General features: G+C 68.7%; 13 protein-coding genes. 9 read left to right on the forward strand and 4 right to left on the reverse strand.

What is annotated here, in order from left to right:
• The first annotated feature begins 130 nt into the window (after nucleotides 1-130).
• From ENSA7_RS14295 to ENSA7_RS14315, 6 genes are all read left to right on the forward strand, one after another.
• The gene (locus ENSA7_RS14295) at nucleotides 131-1,507 is read left to right on the forward strand and encodes an aldehyde dehydrogenase family protein (RefSeq protein WP_244923804.1); all 1,377 of its coding nucleotides are present in this window, start codon (nucleotides 131-133) and stop codon (nucleotides 1,505-1,507) included.
• 73 nt (nucleotides 1,508-1,580) lie between these two features.
• Nucleotides 1,581-3,062: a hypothetical protein gene (locus ENSA7_RS14300; RefSeq protein ID WP_106089841.1), complete on the forward strand. Its 1,482-nt coding sequence runs from the start codon at nucleotides 1,581-1,583 to the stop codon at nucleotides 3,060-3,062.
• 19 nt (nucleotides 3,063-3,081) lie between these two features.
• Nucleotides 3,082-3,213, forward strand: coding sequence for a hypothetical protein (locus ENSA7_RS45765; RefSeq protein WP_280524004.1), 132 nt, complete (start codon nucleotides 3,082-3,084; stop codon nucleotides 3,211-3,213).
• A gap of 147 nt (nucleotides 3,214-3,360) precedes the next feature.
• A complete protein-coding gene (locus ENSA7_RS14305; protein WP_106089842.1) occupies nucleotides 3,361-3,924 on the forward strand; it encodes an NfeD family protein in 564 nt (187 codons plus the stop codon).
• Nucleotides 3,925-4,027: 103 nt separating this feature from the next.
• Nucleotides 4,028-5,548 carry a flotillin family protein gene (locus tag ENSA7_RS14310; RefSeq protein ID WP_106089843.1) on the forward strand — a complete coding sequence of 507 codons (1,521 nt, stop codon included), beginning with the start codon at nucleotides 4,028-4,030 and terminating at the stop codon, nucleotides 5,546-5,548.
• Entirely contained in the window at nucleotides 5,548-6,816 is a 1,269-nt protein-coding gene (locus tag ENSA7_RS14315; protein WP_244923801.1) for a flotillin family protein, read from the forward strand. The genes ENSA7_RS14310 and ENSA7_RS14315 overlap by 1 nt, the downstream gene beginning before the upstream one ends.
• A 60-nt stretch (nucleotides 6,817-6,876) precedes the next feature.
• On the opposite strand, the gene ENSA7_RS14320 is transcribed toward ENSA7_RS14315, so the two are convergent.
• On the reverse strand, nucleotides 6,877-9,114 hold the full coding sequence (locus tag ENSA7_RS14320) for a molybdopterin-dependent oxidoreductase (RefSeq protein ID WP_106089844.1): 2,238 nt from the start codon (nucleotides 9,112-9,114) through the stop codon (nucleotides 6,877-6,879).
• A gap of 35 nt (nucleotides 9,115-9,149) precedes the next feature.
• Here ENSA7_RS14320 and ENSA7_RS14325 point away from each other — a divergent pair, with 35 nt between their 5' ends.
• On the forward strand, nucleotides 9,150-10,034 hold the full coding sequence (locus ENSA7_RS14325; RefSeq protein ID WP_106089845.1) for a M15 family metallopeptidase: 885 nt from the start codon (nucleotides 9,150-9,152) through the stop codon (nucleotides 10,032-10,034).
• Between the two features lies 1 nt (nucleotide 10,035).
• Here the strand turns inward: ENSA7_RS14325 and csrA are convergent, their stop codons facing one another.
• Together csrA and ENSA7_RS14335 are read right to left on the reverse strand one after the other, a co-directional pair.
• Complete coding sequence (csrA, locus tag ENSA7_RS14330) at nucleotides 10,036-10,278, reverse strand: carbon storage regulator CsrA (RefSeq protein ID WP_106089846.1); 243 nt, start codon at nucleotides 10,276-10,278, stop codon at nucleotides 10,036-10,038.
• Between the two features lie 231 nt (nucleotides 10,279-10,509).
• Nucleotides 10,510-11,628, reverse strand: coding sequence for a hypothetical protein (locus ENSA7_RS14335; protein ID WP_146157680.1), 1,119 nt, complete (start codon nucleotides 11,626-11,628; stop codon nucleotides 10,510-10,512).
• A gap of 386 nt (nucleotides 11,629-12,014) precedes the next feature.
• Here ENSA7_RS14335 and ENSA7_RS43620 point away from each other — a divergent pair, with 386 nt between their 5' ends.
• A complete protein-coding gene (locus ENSA7_RS43620; protein ID WP_181233729.1) occupies nucleotides 12,015-13,205 on the forward strand; it encodes a DUF4388 domain-containing protein in 1,191 nt (396 codons plus the stop codon).
• A 72-nt stretch (nucleotides 13,206-13,277) separates the two neighbouring features.
• Here the strand turns inward: ENSA7_RS43620 and ENSA7_RS14350 are convergent, their stop codons facing one another.
• The gene (locus ENSA7_RS14350; protein WP_181233730.1) at nucleotides 13,278-14,864 is read right to left on the reverse strand and encodes a hypothetical protein; all 1,587 of its coding nucleotides are present in this window, start codon (nucleotides 14,862-14,864) and stop codon (nucleotides 13,278-13,280) included.
• Nucleotides 14,865-15,150: 286 nt separating this feature from the next.
• On the opposite strand from ENSA7_RS14350, the gene ENSA7_RS14355 reads away from it, so the two are divergent.
• Entirely contained in the window at nucleotides 15,151-16,695 is a 1,545-nt protein-coding gene (locus ENSA7_RS14355; protein WP_106089850.1) for a zinc-dependent metalloprotease family protein, read from the forward strand.

A 16,695-nucleotide genomic window follows, 5' to 3' on the forward strand; every position in this document is an offset into this window, starting at 1 on the left:
CATCGAGATTGAGGCTGGCTGTGCCAGCCCGCCGGGGAGGGGCAGCGAAGCCCCGCCATCAAGATTGAGTCCGAATTGCCCTGCGCTGGAAATGCGGGCGCTGACGACTACACTGCGCGGCGTGTCAGACATGATCGAGACCCGCAATCCCGCGACCGGAGCCTCGCTGCCGAGCCTCCAGGCCTCCACGCTCGCGCAAGTTCAGCGCGAGGTCGCTACCGCGGCGGCCGCTGCGTCGAGCTGGTGGGCGCTGGGGTTCGAGGCCCGGGCCGACGTGGCGCGCCAGTTCGCCGCGCGGGTCCGGGACGATCGAGCGGTCGCCGACGAGCTCGCGCGATCGATCTCGACCGAGATGGGCAAGCCGATCAGGCACGCGCGCGCCGAGATCGCCAACCTCCACACCCGGACCGAGGCGTTCATCGAGCGGGCCCGCGAGGCCTGTCAGGACGAGGTCGGCCGCGAAGGGGCGATTCAGGTCACGACCCAGTGGCGACCGCTCGGGACCGTCGCTGTCATCGCGCCCTGGAACTTCCCGATCAGCACCCCCAACAACCTCGTGATGTCGGCGCTGCTGACCGGCAATTCGGTGGTGCTCAAGCCCTCGGAGTTCACCCCGCGAAGCGGCGCCCTGTACCACCAGCTGCTCGCCGCCACGCTGCCCGCGGGCGTGTTTGGCCTCGTGCAAGGTGGTGGCAGCGTCGGGCGGGCGCTGGTCGAGGCCGACGTCGACATGGTCGCGTTCACCGGCTCGATCGCGACCGGCCAGGCGATCATGCGCGAGGCCGCCAGCGCGATGAAGCGGCTGGTGCTCGAGCTGGGCGGCAAGGACCCCATGATCGTGCTGCCGGGCGCCGACCTCGAGGCGGCGGCTCGCTTCGCCGTGCACAATTCACTCAACAACAGCGGCCAGATCTGCGTGGCGACCGAGCGGGTGTTCGTCCACCAAGACGTGCAAGACGCGTTCGTCGAGCAGGTTCGTCGGCTGGTGTCCGGCTACCGGATCGGCGATCCGCTCGCGGACGACACCGACGTCGGGCCGATGGCGAGCGAAGCCCAGCGCGAGATCGTGCTCGCGCAGCTCGCCGACGCGCGCGAGCGCGGGGCCGACTTCGTGATCGAGGGCGCCGCCCAGAGTCCCGGCTACTGGCTCAGCCCGAGCGTGGTGCGATCCGTGTCAGACGACATGCGGATCGCTCGCGAAGAGACCTTCGGGCCCGTCGTCGCGATCTCGAGCTACGCCAACGTCGACGAGGCCGTCGCGCGAGCCAACGCCACGCGCTACGGGCTCGGCGCCTCGGTCTGGGGCCCACCGGACGCCTCGACCGACGCCGTCGCCGAGCGGCTCGAGGCCGGGATGATCGGCATCAATCGGGGCCTGAGCGCGGCCGCTGGTGCGCCGTGGGTCGGCTGGAAGATGTCGGGGTTCGGGTACACGCGCAGCACCGCCGGCATGCGCAATTTCATGCAGCCACGCACCCACGCGCGAACCGTACCCTCCGGGCAGTGAATGGCTCGCTCGCTAGCGCGCGCGCCTCGAATCTGACTTCGAAGCTGCGCGGCATGTTTGCTATCGTTCGCCCATGCGGTCCTTGCTCAGCCTGCTCGACGGTGCGGTTCGACGCTCGGCGTCTGCGGTCACCCTCGAGTCGGGCCAACCGGTGGTCTACACGACCGCGCGCGGGGCCGAAGCCGAGAGCACGGTGCTGCCACGCACCGATCTGTTCGAGATGATCGTCGCGGCGGTCGACGACGCCCAGCAGGTCGAGCTCGCGGTCGGCAATCCGGTCGAGTTTGCGATCGAGGCCGGCGCCAGCTGGACCGTCTACGCCGAGCCGGGCATGGAGGGGATCACCGTTCGCGCACGGCGGCAGGGGGCGGGCAGGGGTGCCCTCGAGATCGAGCTCGACGATGATGCTGAGCCGCGCTCGCCCGCGCCTGGTTCGGAGCGTGGCGAGCCCGTCGACACCCTCGACGTCCCGGTCGGGAACCGGCACAGGGACCTGACGGTCGAGGCGCTCGACGCCCCAGCCCTCGACGATCCGGATCATCCCGACGACTCGATCAGCGTCGACTACAGCATCGACGGCCCGTCGCCAGCAGAAGCTGCGTTCGAGAGCGGCACCTGGGCGCTCGCGGAAGACGACGACTTCGGCGTCGGCCCCATTGGCAGTGAGGACGGGTATGGAGCCGACAGCCTGGGGACTCTCGGGGAAGGCGTGGACGCCCGACCCGCGCGCTCCAGCCCGCTGCCCGAGGCCGAAGAGTTCGGGGCGCGTGGCTTCGCGGTCGTGCCACGAGAGCCCGAGCCGGCCGACGGCCACATCGGCGTCCCCGCCGACGACGAGGACGACGTCGAGCCGTTGCCGTCCAGCGCCCCCGAGATCGATCAACATGGAACCCGGTCGCCGACCGTGCGGGCGATGAGCGCCTCTCCGGCCAAGAACATGGGCAGCCCCGACCTTGCGGCCGAGACCGCGGGGCGGCCAGGCGGGGGCATGAGCGCGGTGGGGGGCGCGGCCGGCATGGTGACGCGCCTCGATCATGGCAACGCGATGAGTACGGCGGCAGCGGCGCGGGCTTCCACGCGACGCGAGATGACGGCGGTCCGATCACCCGACGCGGACACCCTGCGTGAGCTCCCCACCTTCGGGCATGGCGAGCCCGAGCTGAACGACATCGTCGCCCACATCAGCGAAGGCGCGCTCGTGTACGTTCGCGAGCCGGGCTTCATCGACACGCTCGCGCAGGCGTTCTTGTCGCCGTCGATCACGATCGACGATCAAGCCGATCCCCGCGAGGTCTGGTCGCGCGTCCGTGGGCTGCCGCCCGGCGCGATCGTGATCGTTCGCTGTGAGGACCCGAGCCGGCTGTTGGGCTGGATCCTCCGCCGCCTCGAGGAGGGCTACCGGGTGTTCGTGGAGACCCGCGCCAGGACCCCGGAGGGGGCCAGGCGGGTGCTCTTGGGTGTCGCCGCCAGCGAGCGGGCCGAGCGTTGGCTCGACAGTCAGCTCACGCTCACGCTCGAGCCTGGCGAAGCCGGCCCGCAGCTCCTCGCGCTGTGAGCTGTGAGCTGTGGGGCGCGTGGACGTGGAGTGGGTCGTCGATCAGTCTCCACTGGCCTCGACCCGGCTCGACTGCGCTCCGCCAACCCGCGCGACCGACCCCGGCACCGGCGGCGCGGTCGGCCTGGGCCGCCCGCCACACGTGTTTTGAATCCAACCACCCGCGCGACTCGCTCGCCTGGTATGAAATAGCGCGCGCGCGTCCTCAGTATGCCGCGCCCGGAGGCCAAAGATGCTCATCTACGCGTATGTGTTCGCCCTCGTACTTGGATCCGTATTATTGGGAGCGTCTCTCCTCATGGGGGGGGACCACGACGCTGACACTGACTTTGATGGGGACGCCGACCTCGACGTCCAAGCCGACGCTGACCTCGACACCCACGCCGACGCCGGGCATGACGCCCACGGCGACATTGGCGGGTTCTTTGGTGTGTTCGGCTCGATGCGGTTTTGGACCTTCTTCGCCGCGTTCTTTGGGCTCACCGGCCTGGTCCTCGACGGCCTGGACCTCGCGACCGAGTACGCCGCGCTCGGCCTGGCGATCGGCGTTGGGTTCACGACCGGGTGGGCCGCCGTCACCGTCATCCGGCGGCTCTCGGCCAACGACACCGGCGTCGTCGCTGGCGTGGGTGACTACGTCGGCAAGTCCGGCGAGGTGCTGATCTCCGCCGGGCCCGGGCGGCTCGGCAAGATCCGCATCGAGCTGATGGGCACCACCGTCGACGTGCTCGCCGAGTCCGACGACGAGCTGATCAGCCGCGGCGAGCAGGCGCTGATCCTCGAGATGCGCGGCAACAAGGCCATCGTCGTCAAATACGAGTCGGCCAGCCGCAACCAATCAGCGCCAGCCGTTCGCGCCTAGCTTGACTACAGGCCGCGCCGTCGTCCCCGGGCGACCGCGGCCTGTCCACTTTCAACTTCACAGATTCCTCTCACCGACCCGAGACTCGCAGGAGAACTCCTTCATGTACCACGCACCGCTATCCCAGCTCTGGGCCCAGTTCGGCGCCCTGGCCCCACCTCTCGCCGAGATCACCCTCCCCGCGGTGGTCGCCACGGCCGGGGCGATCGCCGGCTTCTTCTTGGCCGCGATCTTGCTCATCAAGAACTTTCTACACATCTGCCAGCCCAACGAGGTGTTGATCTTCACGGGTCGCAAGCGCATGGCTGACGGCGTCGACCTCGGCCCCATGGTCATCATGCCGCACGGCCGTGAAGATCAGCCCGAGGTCTTGGCAGGAGGTGGGCGCGGGCGAGCGTGGCGGATCCCGATCATCGAGCGAGTCGACCGCATGGACATGCGCAACCTGTCGATCGACATCGTGGTCGAGAACGCCTACTCGGCCGGCAACATCCCGCTGCAGATCCACGCGATCGCCAACGTCAAAATCCAGTCGGACCCCACCAAGATCCGCAACGCGATCGAGCGGTTTTTGGGTCGAGACCTGCGCGAGATCTACATCGTCGCCCAGCAGACCCTCGAAGGGGCCGTGCGCGAGGTCGTCGCTGACATGACGCCCGAGCAAGTCAACGAAGATCGACTGACCTTCGCCGAGAAGCTGATCGAGAGCGCCGTCAGGGACTTCGACAAGCTCGGCCTCGAGCTCGACACGCTCAAGATCCAGAACGTCGCCGACTCGACCAACTACCTCGACTCGCTCGGCCGCCCGCAGATCGCCAGGGTCCTGCGCGACGCCGAGAACGCCGAGAACCAGGCCCTGCAGGAGGTCACGCAGGCGCAAGCGACAGCCAAGCGTCGCTCGGAGGTCGCCAAGGCCCAGGCCGAAACCGCGATCCTTCAGCAGCGCAACATGCTGGCCAAGGTTCGCGCCGAGCTCGATGGTGAGGCCATGTCGGTCGAGCGCGAGGCCGTCGCGGCAGCCAACACCGCCCGGGCCCAGGCCGAGCAGGAGCTGCAGCGGATCCGCGCCAAGCTCGAGCAGCGGCGCTTGCAGGCCGACGTCGTGATCCCGGCCGAAGCCCGACGCACCGCAGACGCGATCCGAGCCAAGGGCGCCGCGGCGCCCACGGTCGAGAATGGTCGGGCGCTCGTCGAGGTCCTCGAGGCCACGACCGCGGCCTGGATGGCGATGGGCGACAACGCCAAGGAGATCTACGTGATCCAGCACCTCGAGGAGATCATCTCGACGGTGGTCGACCACATGGACAGCATCGAGGTCGGCGAGGTCAACGTGCTCGACCGTGGCGATGGCTCGGGGCTCGCGGCCTACGCGGCCTCGTATCCCCAGACCGTGGCGGCCGTGCTCCGAGCGCTGCGCGAGACGGTCGGGATCGACGTCCCCTCGGTGCTCGCGGGTGACGGCACGCCCGGCGGCAACGGTGGCAACGGAGGAGGCGGCGGCGGCTCGGGGCTCGGCCTCGGGCGCCTCGGCCTCGGCTCCACCAAGCCCGCAGGCGGCGGCCTCAAGCCGCCCAGCATCTCCACTTCGCCTGGTAACCCGCTCGCGCCCAAGGAGCTGTCGTGATGTCCATGCCCCTCGCACTCATCGAACCCGAGGCTCTGGTCGCGCTCCTTGCGATCAGCACCGTCTTCTTCTTCGTCATCGCGCTGATCGCCAAGCGCGTCTACTACGTGTGCCAGCCCAGCGAGGTGCTGGTGTTCTCCGGCCGCCGCCGCGTCGCGGGCAACGGCCGGGTGGCTGGGTATCGGATCATTCGCGGCGGCGGTGCGCTTCGGATCCCGCTGCTCGAGATCGTCGACCGCATGGATCTGACCAACATGATCATCGAGGTCAGGGTCCAAAACGCCTACTCCAAGGGTGGCATCCCGCTCTCGGTTCAGGGCGTCGCCAACATCAAGGTCCCCGGCGAGGAGCCGCTGCTCAACAACTGCCTCGAGCGGTTCTTGGGTCAGTCCCGCGAGGAGATCATGAAGATCGCCCGCGAGACCCTCGAGGGCAACTTGCGTGGCGTGCTCGCGGGCCTGACCCCCGAGCAGGTCAACAAGGACAAAGAGGAGTTCGCGGCCAAGCTCGCCGAGGAAGCCGAGCAGGATCTCAGCCACCTCGGGCTCGTGGTCGACACCCTCAAGATCCAAAACGTGTCCGACGACGTCGGGTACCTCGACGCGATCGGCCGCCAGATCAGCGCGCAGATCCGTCGGTCGGCGCAGATCGCCGAGGCCGAGGCGCGGGCCGAGGCCGCCGAGCAAAAGTGGCGCAACACCATGAATGGTGAGCTGTCCAAGCTCGAGGCCGAGATCGAGATCGCTCGCAAAGAGAACGAGCGGCGGGTCGCCGACGCTCGCACCCGGCGTGACGCGATGATCGCCGAGCAGCTCGCCGAGGTCCAAGCCTCGGTCGCGCAGGCCAACGCCGAGGTCGACACCCAGCAAGCCCGGATCGAGCAGGTCCGCGCGCAGCTCGACGCCGACGTGATCCAGCCCGCCGAAGCGGCGCGCCTGGCCGCCGAGGAAGACGCGAAGGGTGACGCCGCCAAGATCGTCGAGCAGGGCCAGGCGACCGCCAAGGTCTTGACCGAGATCGCCGATCGCTACAACAACATGGGCCGAGCGGGCCGCGACATCCTGCTCATGCAGAAGCTCGTCCCATTGATGACCAAGATGTCGTCGAGCATGGGTCACCTCAAGGTCGACCGGCTCACGGTGCTCGGCAAGGGTGGCGACGGCGGCAGCGGCGACGACGTGGCCGGCAAGCTGATCAACTACAGCGAGCAGATCAAGGCGGCGACGGGCATCGACGTGCCGGCCCTGGTCAAGGCCAAGCTCGGCTAGGGTAGGGGACAGGTTCCCCACACGCAGCGCGGGTGCCCAGCTGGGCGCCCGCGCTCGCGTTTAAGCCGTGGCCAGGCGGACCTCGACCTGAACGCCCGAGAGCGCGGCGACGCCCGAGAGCTCGTCGACCTCGGCTGGGTCCGTGAGATCGTTGATGCTCACCCCCGCGTGTTGATTGGCGACCTGCAAGCGGGTGCCTTCGCGCTTGTGTCCGTACCCGTGGGGCAGGCTCACGACCCCAGGCATCATGTCGTCGCTGAGCTCGAGCGGGACCTCGACCGCACCCACCCGTGACCGCACGCGGACCTGGTCACCGGGTCGCAGCGCCAGCCGCCCGGCGTCGTCGGGGTGCATCAGCAGCGTGCACGCGGGCGTGCCCGCCATCAGCTTGGGCACGTTGTGCATCCACGAGTTGTTGCTGCGGAGCAGCCGGCGTCCGATCAACGTGAAGCGTGGCTCGGCCTCGCTCGGAAGCCGGTTCGCGGCGGCCCCCCGCGGAAAGCTGCGCTCGAGACGACCCAGATCCTCGACGAGCAGCGCGGGCGCGAGCTCGATCCGGCCGCGCTTGCCGGGCAGGCGATCGGGCAGACAGGGCTCGAGCGGACCCAGGTCGACGCCGTGCGGCCGCGCTGCCAGGGCCTCGAGGCTCAGCCCACCCGCGCGCTCACCCAGGAGCGGACGCAGGGCCGCCGGGAGCAGTCGGCCGTGCGGCCCAGCTCGAAGCGCGAGGTCGATCAGGCCGTCGGGGCCGAGCCGCTCGAGCAGCTGATGCTGTCCACGCGCGAGCACGCTGGTGCGACCACGGAGCCGATCGAGGCGCGTCCACAGCCCGTGCAGGATCTGCCAGTCGTGGCGGGCGTCGGGCGGCGGCTCGAACAGCGGCGGCGACCACTTGGCGGTGTTGCGCACGGCCAGCAGGTGGAACACCAGGTCGTAGTGGCTGCGCTCGAGCGGTGAAGTTGGCGGCAGGATCAGGTCCGCGTGCCGCGTGGTCTCGTTCATGTACATGTCGACGCTGACCACGAACTCGAGCCGCTCGAGCGCCTCGCCGAGCGCGGTCCCGGCGGGGGTCGACAGCACCGGGTTGCCCGCCAGCGTCAACAGCCCGCGGATCGGCGCCAGCGGCTCGCCTGCACCCTGGCGACCCTCGTGACCCGCGATCACGTCCTCGGCGAAGCTCGCGACCGGCAGCTCACCACCAAACTCGGGCAGCCCGCGGACCCGGCTGCGCCAGCGCCCGAACGCGCCAGGCCCGACGCCGAGGCCCTTGGGCATGGCGATCGGATCGACGGCCGGGCGCGTGAACATGGATCCCCCGACCCGATCGAGCGCGCCCGTGAACACGTTGAGCAGGTTGATCACCCAGTGCGTCAGCGCGCCGAAGCGCTGGGTCGACGCGCCCACGCGTCCATAGGTGACGCCGCGGTGGGTGACCAGCTCGCGGGCGAGGGCGCGGATCCGATCGGCGTCGACCCCCGTCAGCGCGGCCACCCGCGCGGGCGTGAACCCCTCGACCGCGCGGCGGACCCGATCCGCGCCGTCGACGAACGCAGCGAGCCGGCCAGGCTGCTCTCGGCCCTCGCTCGTGATCACCTGCAGCAGCGCGAGCAACAGCAGCGCGTCAGTGCCAGGGCGCACGAACAGGTGGTCGTCAGCGAGCTTGGCGGTCTGCGTGCGGCGAGGATCGACCACCACCAGCTTGCCGCCCCGCAGCTGGATCCCCCGCAGCCGGCGACGCACGTCTGGCGCGCTCATGATGCTGCCGTTCGAGACCAGCGGGTTGGCGCCGACGATCAGCATGTACTGGGCCCGATCGAGGTCGGGGATCGGCAGCAGCAGCTGGTGTCCAAACATCAGGTGGGCGACCAACATCTGCGGGAGCTGATCGACCGACGTCGCCGAGTAGCGGTGCCGGGTCTTCAGCGCGCGCAAGAACGGCGGCCCATAGAGGACCACCGCGTGGTTGTGGACGGCCGGGTTGCCCAGATAGACCGCCAGCGCGTCGCGGCCGTGCTCGCGCTGGACCCGGTGGATGCCCTCGGCCGCCGCGTCGAGGGCGTCGCTCCACTCGAGCTCGCGCCAGCCGCTGCGGGTGCGCTGCAGCGGGCGCCGAAGTCGATCTGGATCGGCGTGGAGCTGGGCGAGCGCGGGCCCCTTGGGGCACAGGTGCCCGCGGCTGAACACGTCGTCCTGATCCCCGCGGATCGAGATGATCTGCTGACCCTCGGTCTCGATCGCCAGTCCGCACATGGCCTCGCACAAGTTGCAGGTGCGAAAGTGGGTCGCCCGCTCGGTCATGTTCGGGAGTATACGTATGCGCTGTGCGAGCTTCGATGGCCACGCGACCTCGCGCAGGGCCCGTTGGCGCGGGCGCGATGCTGGTGGTGGGTCTGCTCGGGTGTGAGCCCCCGAACGACGGCCCGCGCGAGCGAGCGGACCCGGCCCTGGCTGCGGAGCCACTGACCGACTCGGTCGCGGCTGCGAACTCGCCCAGCGACTCGGTCGTGTCTGCAAAATCGCCTCGCGACTCGGTCGCGGCTGCGAAATCGTCCCGCGACTCGGTCGCGGCGCCGGCCGTGTCGGCGCCGAACCGACCGCAACCCGCACCAGCACAGCAAGCCTCGCCCGCGTGCGAGCTCGTCGAGCCGCCCGCCGGGCTCGTCGATCTTCGCGTCGAGATCCGCTCGGCGATCGTCGTGGCCGGATACCACCGCGCCGACAATTTCACGGGTGCGCCGCTGCCCGGCTACGAGGCGGCGGGTGCGTGGCTCGAAGCCGAGGCCGCCGAGGCCCTGGCGCTGGCGGCGTCTCGGCTCGAGGCCGACGGTCTGCGGCTGATCATCTACGACGCGTATCGCCCCCGGCGCGCGAGCCAGGCGATGGTCGACTGGTGCCGCGCCAACGCCCGCGAAGATCTACTCACGGACGGCTGGGTCGCCGCGCGCTCGGTCCACGGACGCGGGCGCGCGATCGATCTCGGCCTCGCGCTGACCGACGGAACCGTGTTGGACATGGGCTCGCGCTGGGATCAGTTCGATCCGACCAGCTTCTTGCGTGGGGTCGAGGGCCCGCTGCTCGAGCGTCGGCTCGAGCTGCGGGCGGCGCTGGTCCGGGCCGGGTTCACGCCCTACTCGCGCGAGTGGTGGCACTTTAGCTTTGAAGCCGACACACCCGCGCCGGTCCGTGATCGGCCTTACGCGTGCCGTGAGCCGGGCTGAGCTACGGCTCGTCGCTGGTCCCGGCCGAGCGCGCCGATTTTGCGTCGGGTGACGCAGGCGGTGGATCGCTCGTGGCTTCGCCCTCGGCGAGGATCTGCTGGTAGAGCTCCTCGCGGAACACGTCGAGGCCCTCGGGTGCCGAGATCCCCAACCGCACCTGTCGACCACGAATCTCGCGAACGACAATCTCGATGTTGTCGCCGATGCGAATTTTCTGGCCGGCCTTCCTCGTTAGCGTCAGCATGCTGCCCTCCCTGGCGGCGTGTTCGAGTGCTCACCCACGGTCTGGTGGGTGGCTCCGACTCGGTCGGTAGAGCTACGATCGCACGCCCACGGGGGGGTGCAATCACACCCGAGCAGTTTTTCGGGCCAAACCCCGCTTTTTATCGATGTGGACACGGCGCGGGTGACTCCGCCCTTGATCAAGAGATCAGTGCGGGAGCGCCGAGTTGGCGCATCCACCGGGTAATCCGGGTCACTCGGGCGGCGTGAAGTCGTCGCAGGTCGTGTCGATGATGTCGACCGCGGCCTGGAAGAAATCATCGTAGTCGGGGGCGCAGATCGAGCCAAAGAACCCGCGGTCGCCCCATGAGTCGAGGAAGGCCCGCAGTCGTGCCGACGTCTCGGCGCCGCCGTTGCACTGCGCGTTGGGCAGATCGTCATCGCCGAACAGGCCGAGCACCACGATCGCGCTCTCGTCTCCGTTCTTCGCGTCGATCAGCGCCTGGCGCCAGGTATCGACGTTCCCGCTGGAGCCGTCGCCGGGGTCGTCGTTCTCGTCCGTGATGAAGGTGACGACCAAGATCGCGTCATCGCGCAAGAAGTCGTAGTTGCAGGTCCCCGCAGCGCCGACGCCGGAGACCGCGGCGGCCATCGCCTCCATCGGGCGCTCGGGGTCGTCGGTCGAGTCGGTGCCGACCCGCGCGGCGCACTGAAACGCGCCCGGCAAGTTGGGCTCGGCGTCGGTCATGAAGCGCTTGCCGTTGACGAAGTTGCAGTTGGCGTTGCTCGCGTTGGCGCCCTTGGGCCAGGTCACGCCCGCGCCGAGCACGTCCTCGCATTGAGCCGGCTGCGTGACGCCGCATTCGTAGCCCACGCACAGACCGGGCAGCGGGAATGCACACAGAAACGGGCAGCCTGCGTAGACCCACGCGTCCGTGTCGATCACCATGATGTGGTAGTCCTGTGCGGCGTCGAGCGTGCTGCTGATCGAGTTGATGAAGCTCGGGAACGAGGCCGCGAGGTTGTCCTGCTCCTCGAGCATCGAGCCCGAGTTGTCGATGACGAACAAGAAGTCGACCTTCTGGCAGCCGTCGCCGTCGCCAGCGTCGCCCGCCGTGGCCATGCCTTCGTCGTTGCCGATCACGTCGAGCTTGGGGCCGGAGTCGCCGTCACCGCCCGGGTCGCCATCGCCGTCGCCGTTGCTGGGATCTCCATCCCCATCACCGGAGCCCGTGTCGCTGACGCTGTCGTTGCCGTTCGTCAGCGTGCCCGCGCTGAGGGTCACGTAGTTGTAGGTCTCGCCGCTGTCGTTGTTGCCACAGGCGACGCAGATCAACAGCAAAGGCAGGGTAACAAACAGCTTTCGGGTCATTGAGGGCTCCACGCGGGCAAGGCAAGCAACTGACGCACACTATCACGCCTGTCCTCGGGGTGGGGATCACTCGAAGCGCACATTCGCTCTGCGCATGCGCCGGAATCCATACGGTTCGATTGGACGACCAAGAGCGGTCGGAGCGGACCGTTCAGGCGTCCAGGGGCGTATTCGTCCGTAGACGAACGCCCCAAGGTCCCAAAAGTGAGCGGAATCTGGGAGCCCGCTTACAACCCTTACAACGGACGCAAGCTGCCAGACGCCCAGAGAGTCCCCCCACGCGTGACATCTCCCGCATTGTGGGCCTTTGCCGCGGAAATTAGGAACTGGCATGGCGTGTGCTGAACGGAGACGTCAGCGCGGCGAAGCCCGCAGGAGAACAACCCATGACGTCGAACCCCTCATTGACATTGTTGATTGCTGCGCACGATCCCACCCAGGGCGCCGCATTGGCCGAGATGGTCCAAAACCTCCGGCCCGGGGTTCAGGTCGTGCAGTTCGGCGAGGGCGAGGGCGCGGGCGAGGTTGGGGGCGAGGTGACATTGGCAATGGTGGTGGAGCAGGGCGGGGACGAGCAACTCGGTGAGCTGTCGTCACGGGTTCGGGCCCGCCACCCGGGGATCTCGTTGGTGGTGATCGCAGCTCGCTTCGACGACCGCGCGATCGACATCGCCGCGCAGGTCGGGGCGGCCGCGATCGTCCCGAGTCCGTGCGAGCCAGGGGCGCTGTTGCGGGTGCTCAAGACCCAGGAGCGAAAGATCGACTTCTCCGGTCGCTGCGGCGCCGTCGAGACCGGTGAGCTGCTGCGACTGCACGCGTCGGCGCTCAGCAGCGGGATCCTGCACCTGCGCGTGGGTGAGCGCTCGGGCGCCATCCACCTCGAAGATGGACAGCCAGTCCATGCTCACTGCGAAGGGATGCGCGGTCCAGATGCGGTCCGCGAGCTGCTGAGCTGGACCGGCGGAAAGGCCACGTGGATCGCGGGGCGCAGCGCCAGCGCGCGCACGATCGTCGGTCGCATCGAGGGCCTGCTCGAGCGCGAGCTCGGAGACGCCCAGCGCAGCCGCGACCTGCTCGACGAGGCCCCGCTCGATGTGCTCGACAAGATCCAGCGGCTCGCGCAGACCCCGGACATCCTCGCCGCGTACTTGCTGCGCAACACGGAGATCATCGCGGGCACCAACGACTCGACCCTCGACGAGGTCGTCGTCGGTCGCGCCCTGGCCCGGCTCGCGCAGGTGTTCCACGACATCGAAGACCAACAGGGCGACGGCGCGGGCTCGGAGATCCAGGCGACCGTCGGTGAGCACCGCCTGGTCGTCGATCGGCTCGGTCCGAGCCGGCTCGGGTTTCAGGTCGGCGTCGTCGTTCGCCAGGCGACGCCGGTCTGCAAGAGCCTGCGACGATTGCTGCGGCAGATCGATCGCAGCTTCCGCAAGTCGCTCGCGGCCTCGGCCCGCAAGCAGGCGGCCGCGGGGTCGGGCTCGAGCGGCAGCGGATCGTCTGGGGCCGGGCCCGCGTCATCCGGGCCGCTGGACGCCGACACGCGCGAGACGACGGGACTGCGGGTCGCCTGACCAGGCGCGCGGCGGCTTCGCCCGCGTCAGCGCGCGGGCGGCAGTCGCAGCCGTGACGCCCGAGTGAGTCGCTCAGAGCTTGTACGCGCGGGTCTCCGGGGTCTGCAGCACGATCGGCCGCGGCTTGCCTGCGTCGAGCCGGGTCGCTCCCTCAAAGCCGGCTTCACGGCGCGGGACCATGGTCGTGATCATCGTCGTGCCATCGTCGAGGATCTGCACGTTGGTCGGGGAGTCGACGACCTCGCCGCCCGCGTAGTCGAAGCTGATGACCTCGCCGCTGCTGAAGAACTCGGCCTCGCGGGCGCCGTGGGTCGTGGACCACTCCTCGCTGCCGTCCTTGAACAGCAGCCCGATCAGCACCTCGCCGTCGTCTGACGGACCTTCGTCGGGCGCGGCGCCCTCGTAGTCCCAGCTCGTCAGGGTGCGGATCCGGTTGTAGGCCTTCGACCAGCCCCAGTCCGAGACCCAGGTCGGCGAGCAGTAGGTCATGAACTCCCAGGATGCGGTCGGGCTATGCAGCTTGAACAGCCGGATCCCAAACCCCCACACGCCGATCACACCGTCCGTGTACGGATACGAAGGGTCGGTCCCGGCGGCGTCCCCGTTGGCGCAAAAGATGTGCGCGCGGCCATGGTTGTGGCCGAGCTCGTGGACCATCGTCTCGTAGTGGTAGGTGCCGGTCTTGTGCCACAGGCCGGAGGACACGCGCTCGTAGGCCGCCGACTTGGTGTCGGTCGCGAGCCCCGGCGCGATCCCACCCGCGCCATCGATGCCGCCCGTGCAGGCGTCGACGAGCGCGTAGTAGTAGACGTTCGGAGCGGCCAGGTCGACGTCCCGGAGCTCCCGCAGCGGCTGCCACAGCTGCGCCAAGCTGGTGAGCGTTTGGTTCCACTCGATCGGCGAGTCGCGCCGGAAGTCCATGATCACCCGCTCGACCGGATACTGCTCGTGCAGGTAGTCGAGGAACTTCGTCTCTTCCTCTTCGGTGATCTCCCCGGTGTTGGTGTTGCAGCCCGGGACCTCGTACTTGACGGGGACCAGCACGACCTTCAGCTCGGCCGGCTCGCTCTGGACCCCGATCTGCTGGAGGCCGTCGAGCGGCGACTGGGTCACCGTCGTCGACTCGCGCTGGTCCTCGAAGCCGGGCCCGGCCTCCCACAGCGACAGCTGATACTTGATCCCGGGCGGGAACTCGTCGGCCAGCAGCGGGAACGTGAACGCGCGCTTGAGGTCGCCCGCGTACGAGGGCGAGTCGATGAAAATGTCGAGCTGCTTGGTCGTGCTGGTGCCGTCGGGGAACTCGAGCTCGAGCCGACCAGTGATGTTGCGATCGACCCAGTCCTCGGGGATGTCCCAGAACCCACGCAGCAAGGTGTCGCGGTTGGCGACCACGAATGTATTGCGGTCTTCAGGCCCAACCCACACACCAGCCACCGCGATCGGGACGTCGACGGCCTGGTTGACGACCACGTGCGACAAGATGATGTCGCCCCGCGCAGGGATCGGCTCCCACGGCTCGCCCTCGTCGGTGCCGCTGTCGCTGTCGCTGTCGCCGGCGCTCAGGGCGGTGGTGGTGTCGGTGCCAGGATCTGTCTCACAGCCACCGAGCAACATGCTCATCCCCAACAAGGTCAGCCCACATGAGGGGGCGCGTCGCATGGTGCTCCAGTTCAACGCTCGCATCTTCACCTTATACACCGCTGGAGGTCCGGGTCGGCACGCATGTGGTGCCAGTTGTCGCGCTGTTGCCCTCGAGGTCATGGAGCGAAGCGGCGCCCCAGATCACACACTAGCGAGCCCACTCCGGCGCGAAATCGTAGCTGGCGACACCCACGCAGTTCTAGTAGATTCGGCATCCAGTCCCGGATCAGGTCACGATCTTTGTCACCAGGGCACGTGGTCTCCCCAGCTGGTCCGACGCCAGGCGAGAATTGGAGCGCGAATTTTGCGCACGCCCACGCTTCCGCTCATCCTCTCGTGTTCGCTGCTCGGATCGGTCGCCTGTGGCGTCGGCGCTGGCGAGCTCGGCGCTGCACAGGAGTCCGCGGGCAGCGCTGAGCGTGACACATCCGGGGAGGCAGAGGAGGGCGATCCGATCCCGGCCGGCGGGATCTCGATCGTCGAGGTCGAGCTCAATCAGGGCACGCGGGTTCCGATCGGCGTCGGTGGAGACTGGATCGATCTGGACCAGCGGTCGAACACGGCGATCGCCGCACGCGACGCGGTGATCCGCGTGCACTACAGCGTCGACGCGGACTGGGTGCCGCGCGAGGTCGAGGCTCGGCTGTCGCTCATGCGCTCGGACGGCTCGAGCGAGTCACTCGCGGATGTCCGCATGGTCGAGGGCAGCTCGCAACGGGGCGATCTCGACGGGCCGTTCTTGTTTCGACTCGAGAGCGACGACGGACAGACCCAGGCCGGCGCGCAGTTCCAGGTCGAGCTGTGGGACCGGCACCCGAGCGCTGGCGAGAGCTTCGAGCTGCGCACCTGGACGAGTCCGGCCGCCGGACATCGCCCGATCGGCTTCGAGGCGGTGCCGCTGCAGCTCGACCTGGTCATGGTCCCGATCGAGTACCAGGGCGAGGTCGTGGCGCTCGACGAGGAGCTGCTGCTCGGGATCGTCGGCAACCTCTACGAACAAAACCCGGTGACCCAGATCTCGTGGGAGGTGCACGAGCCCGTGCCCCATGCTGGCCAGCTCAACAGCCTCAGCTCGCTGCTGCCGGTCATGGCCCAGCTGCGCAGCGACGAGGGCGCTGATCCCAACGCCTACTATCACGCGCTGATCGACGTGGGCAGCCAGTCTCTGGGCGGCGTGTTCGGGATCTCGTACGGAGCCAACGACACCAAGGACGACGCCGGCAGCCGGGTCAGCGCGACCGTGGTGTGGAGCATCGATCCCACCATCGCAATCGAGACCTTCACTCATGAGATCGGCCACGCGCAGGGCCTGGGCCACGTGGCGTGTCCATCGGCGGTCGCCGACGATCCTGATCCGAGCTTTCCCAACTCGAGCGGACAGATCGGTGATTGGGGGTTCGGGGTCGAGCGCATGCAGGTGTACGACCCGGCCGAGGTCTACGACTACATGAGCTACTGCGGCCCGAGCTGGGTCTCGGACTGGACCTGGCGGCGGACCTACGCGCGCATTGAGACCCTGACCGCCTGGGACTTTGAAGGGGCCGGGCCGGGCCAGCTGCTGGTTGGTGCCGTCCAGGCTGGCCGCGACGCGGAGCCAAGCTGGGTGTGGTGGACGATGCCCGGCGGTGTCGATGCTCGCCGTCGGTCGAGCACCGAGCGGTTCGAGTTCGAGACCTCCGAGGGCGCCCGCGTCGTCTCGTACGCCGACGTCGCGGAGCTCAGCGATCGGCAGACTCGCTGGGTCAAGGTGCAGCTCCCCGTCGATGTCGGTGAGCTGACCTCCATTCGATATGTGGGACGCGATCAGGCGGTGTCGATCGACCCAGCGGTGTTGATCCGCGCAGACTGA

Origin of the sequence: Enhygromyxa salina, from assembly GCF_002994635.1 — a bacterium.
Classification (GTDB): domain Bacteria; phylum Myxococcota_A; class Polyangia; order Nannocystales; family Nannocystaceae; genus Plesiocystis; species Plesiocystis salina_B.

Excerpts from the sequence above, each read along its gene's own strand:
- ENSA7_RS14295 (WP_244923804.1), top strand. The coding sequence starts at position 131 with ATGATCGAGACCCGCAATCCCGCGACCGGAGCCTCGCTGCCGAGCCTC.
- ENSA7_RS14300 (WP_106089841.1), top strand. The coding sequence starts at position 1,581 with ATGCGGTCCTTGCTCAGCCTGCTCGACGGTGCGGTTCGACGCTCGGCG.
- ENSA7_RS14305 (WP_106089842.1), top strand. The coding sequence starts at position 3,361 with ATGGGGGGGGACCACGACGCTGACACTGACTTTGATGGGGACGCCGAC.
- ENSA7_RS14310 (WP_106089843.1), top strand. The coding sequence starts at position 4,028 with ATGTACCACGCACCGCTATCCCAGCTCTGGGCCCAGTTCGGCGCCCTG.
- ENSA7_RS14315 (WP_244923801.1), top strand. The coding sequence starts at position 5,548 with ATGTCCATGCCCCTCGCACTCATCGAACCCGAGGCTCTGGTCGCGCTC.
- ENSA7_RS14320 (WP_106089844.1), bottom strand. The coding sequence starts at position 9,114 with ATGACCGAGCGGGCGACCCACTTTCGCACCTGCAACTTGTGCGAGGCC.
- ENSA7_RS14325 (WP_106089845.1), top strand. The coding sequence starts at position 9,150 with ATGGCCACGCGACCTCGCGCAGGGCCCGTTGGCGCGGGCGCGATGCTG.
- csrA (WP_106089846.1), bottom strand. The coding sequence starts at position 10,278 with ATGCTGACGCTAACGAGGAAGGCCGGCCAGAAAATTCGCATCGGCGAC.
- ENSA7_RS14335 (WP_146157680.1), bottom strand. The coding sequence starts at position 11,628 with ATGACCCGAAAGCTGTTTGTTACCCTGCCTTTGCTGTTGATCTGCGTC.
- ENSA7_RS43620 (WP_181233729.1), top strand. The coding sequence starts at position 12,015 with ATGACGTCGAACCCCTCATTGACATTGTTGATTGCTGCGCACGATCCC.
- ENSA7_RS14350 (WP_181233730.1), bottom strand. The coding sequence starts at position 14,864 with ATGCGACGCGCCCCCTCATGTGGGCTGACCTTGTTGGGGATGAGCATG.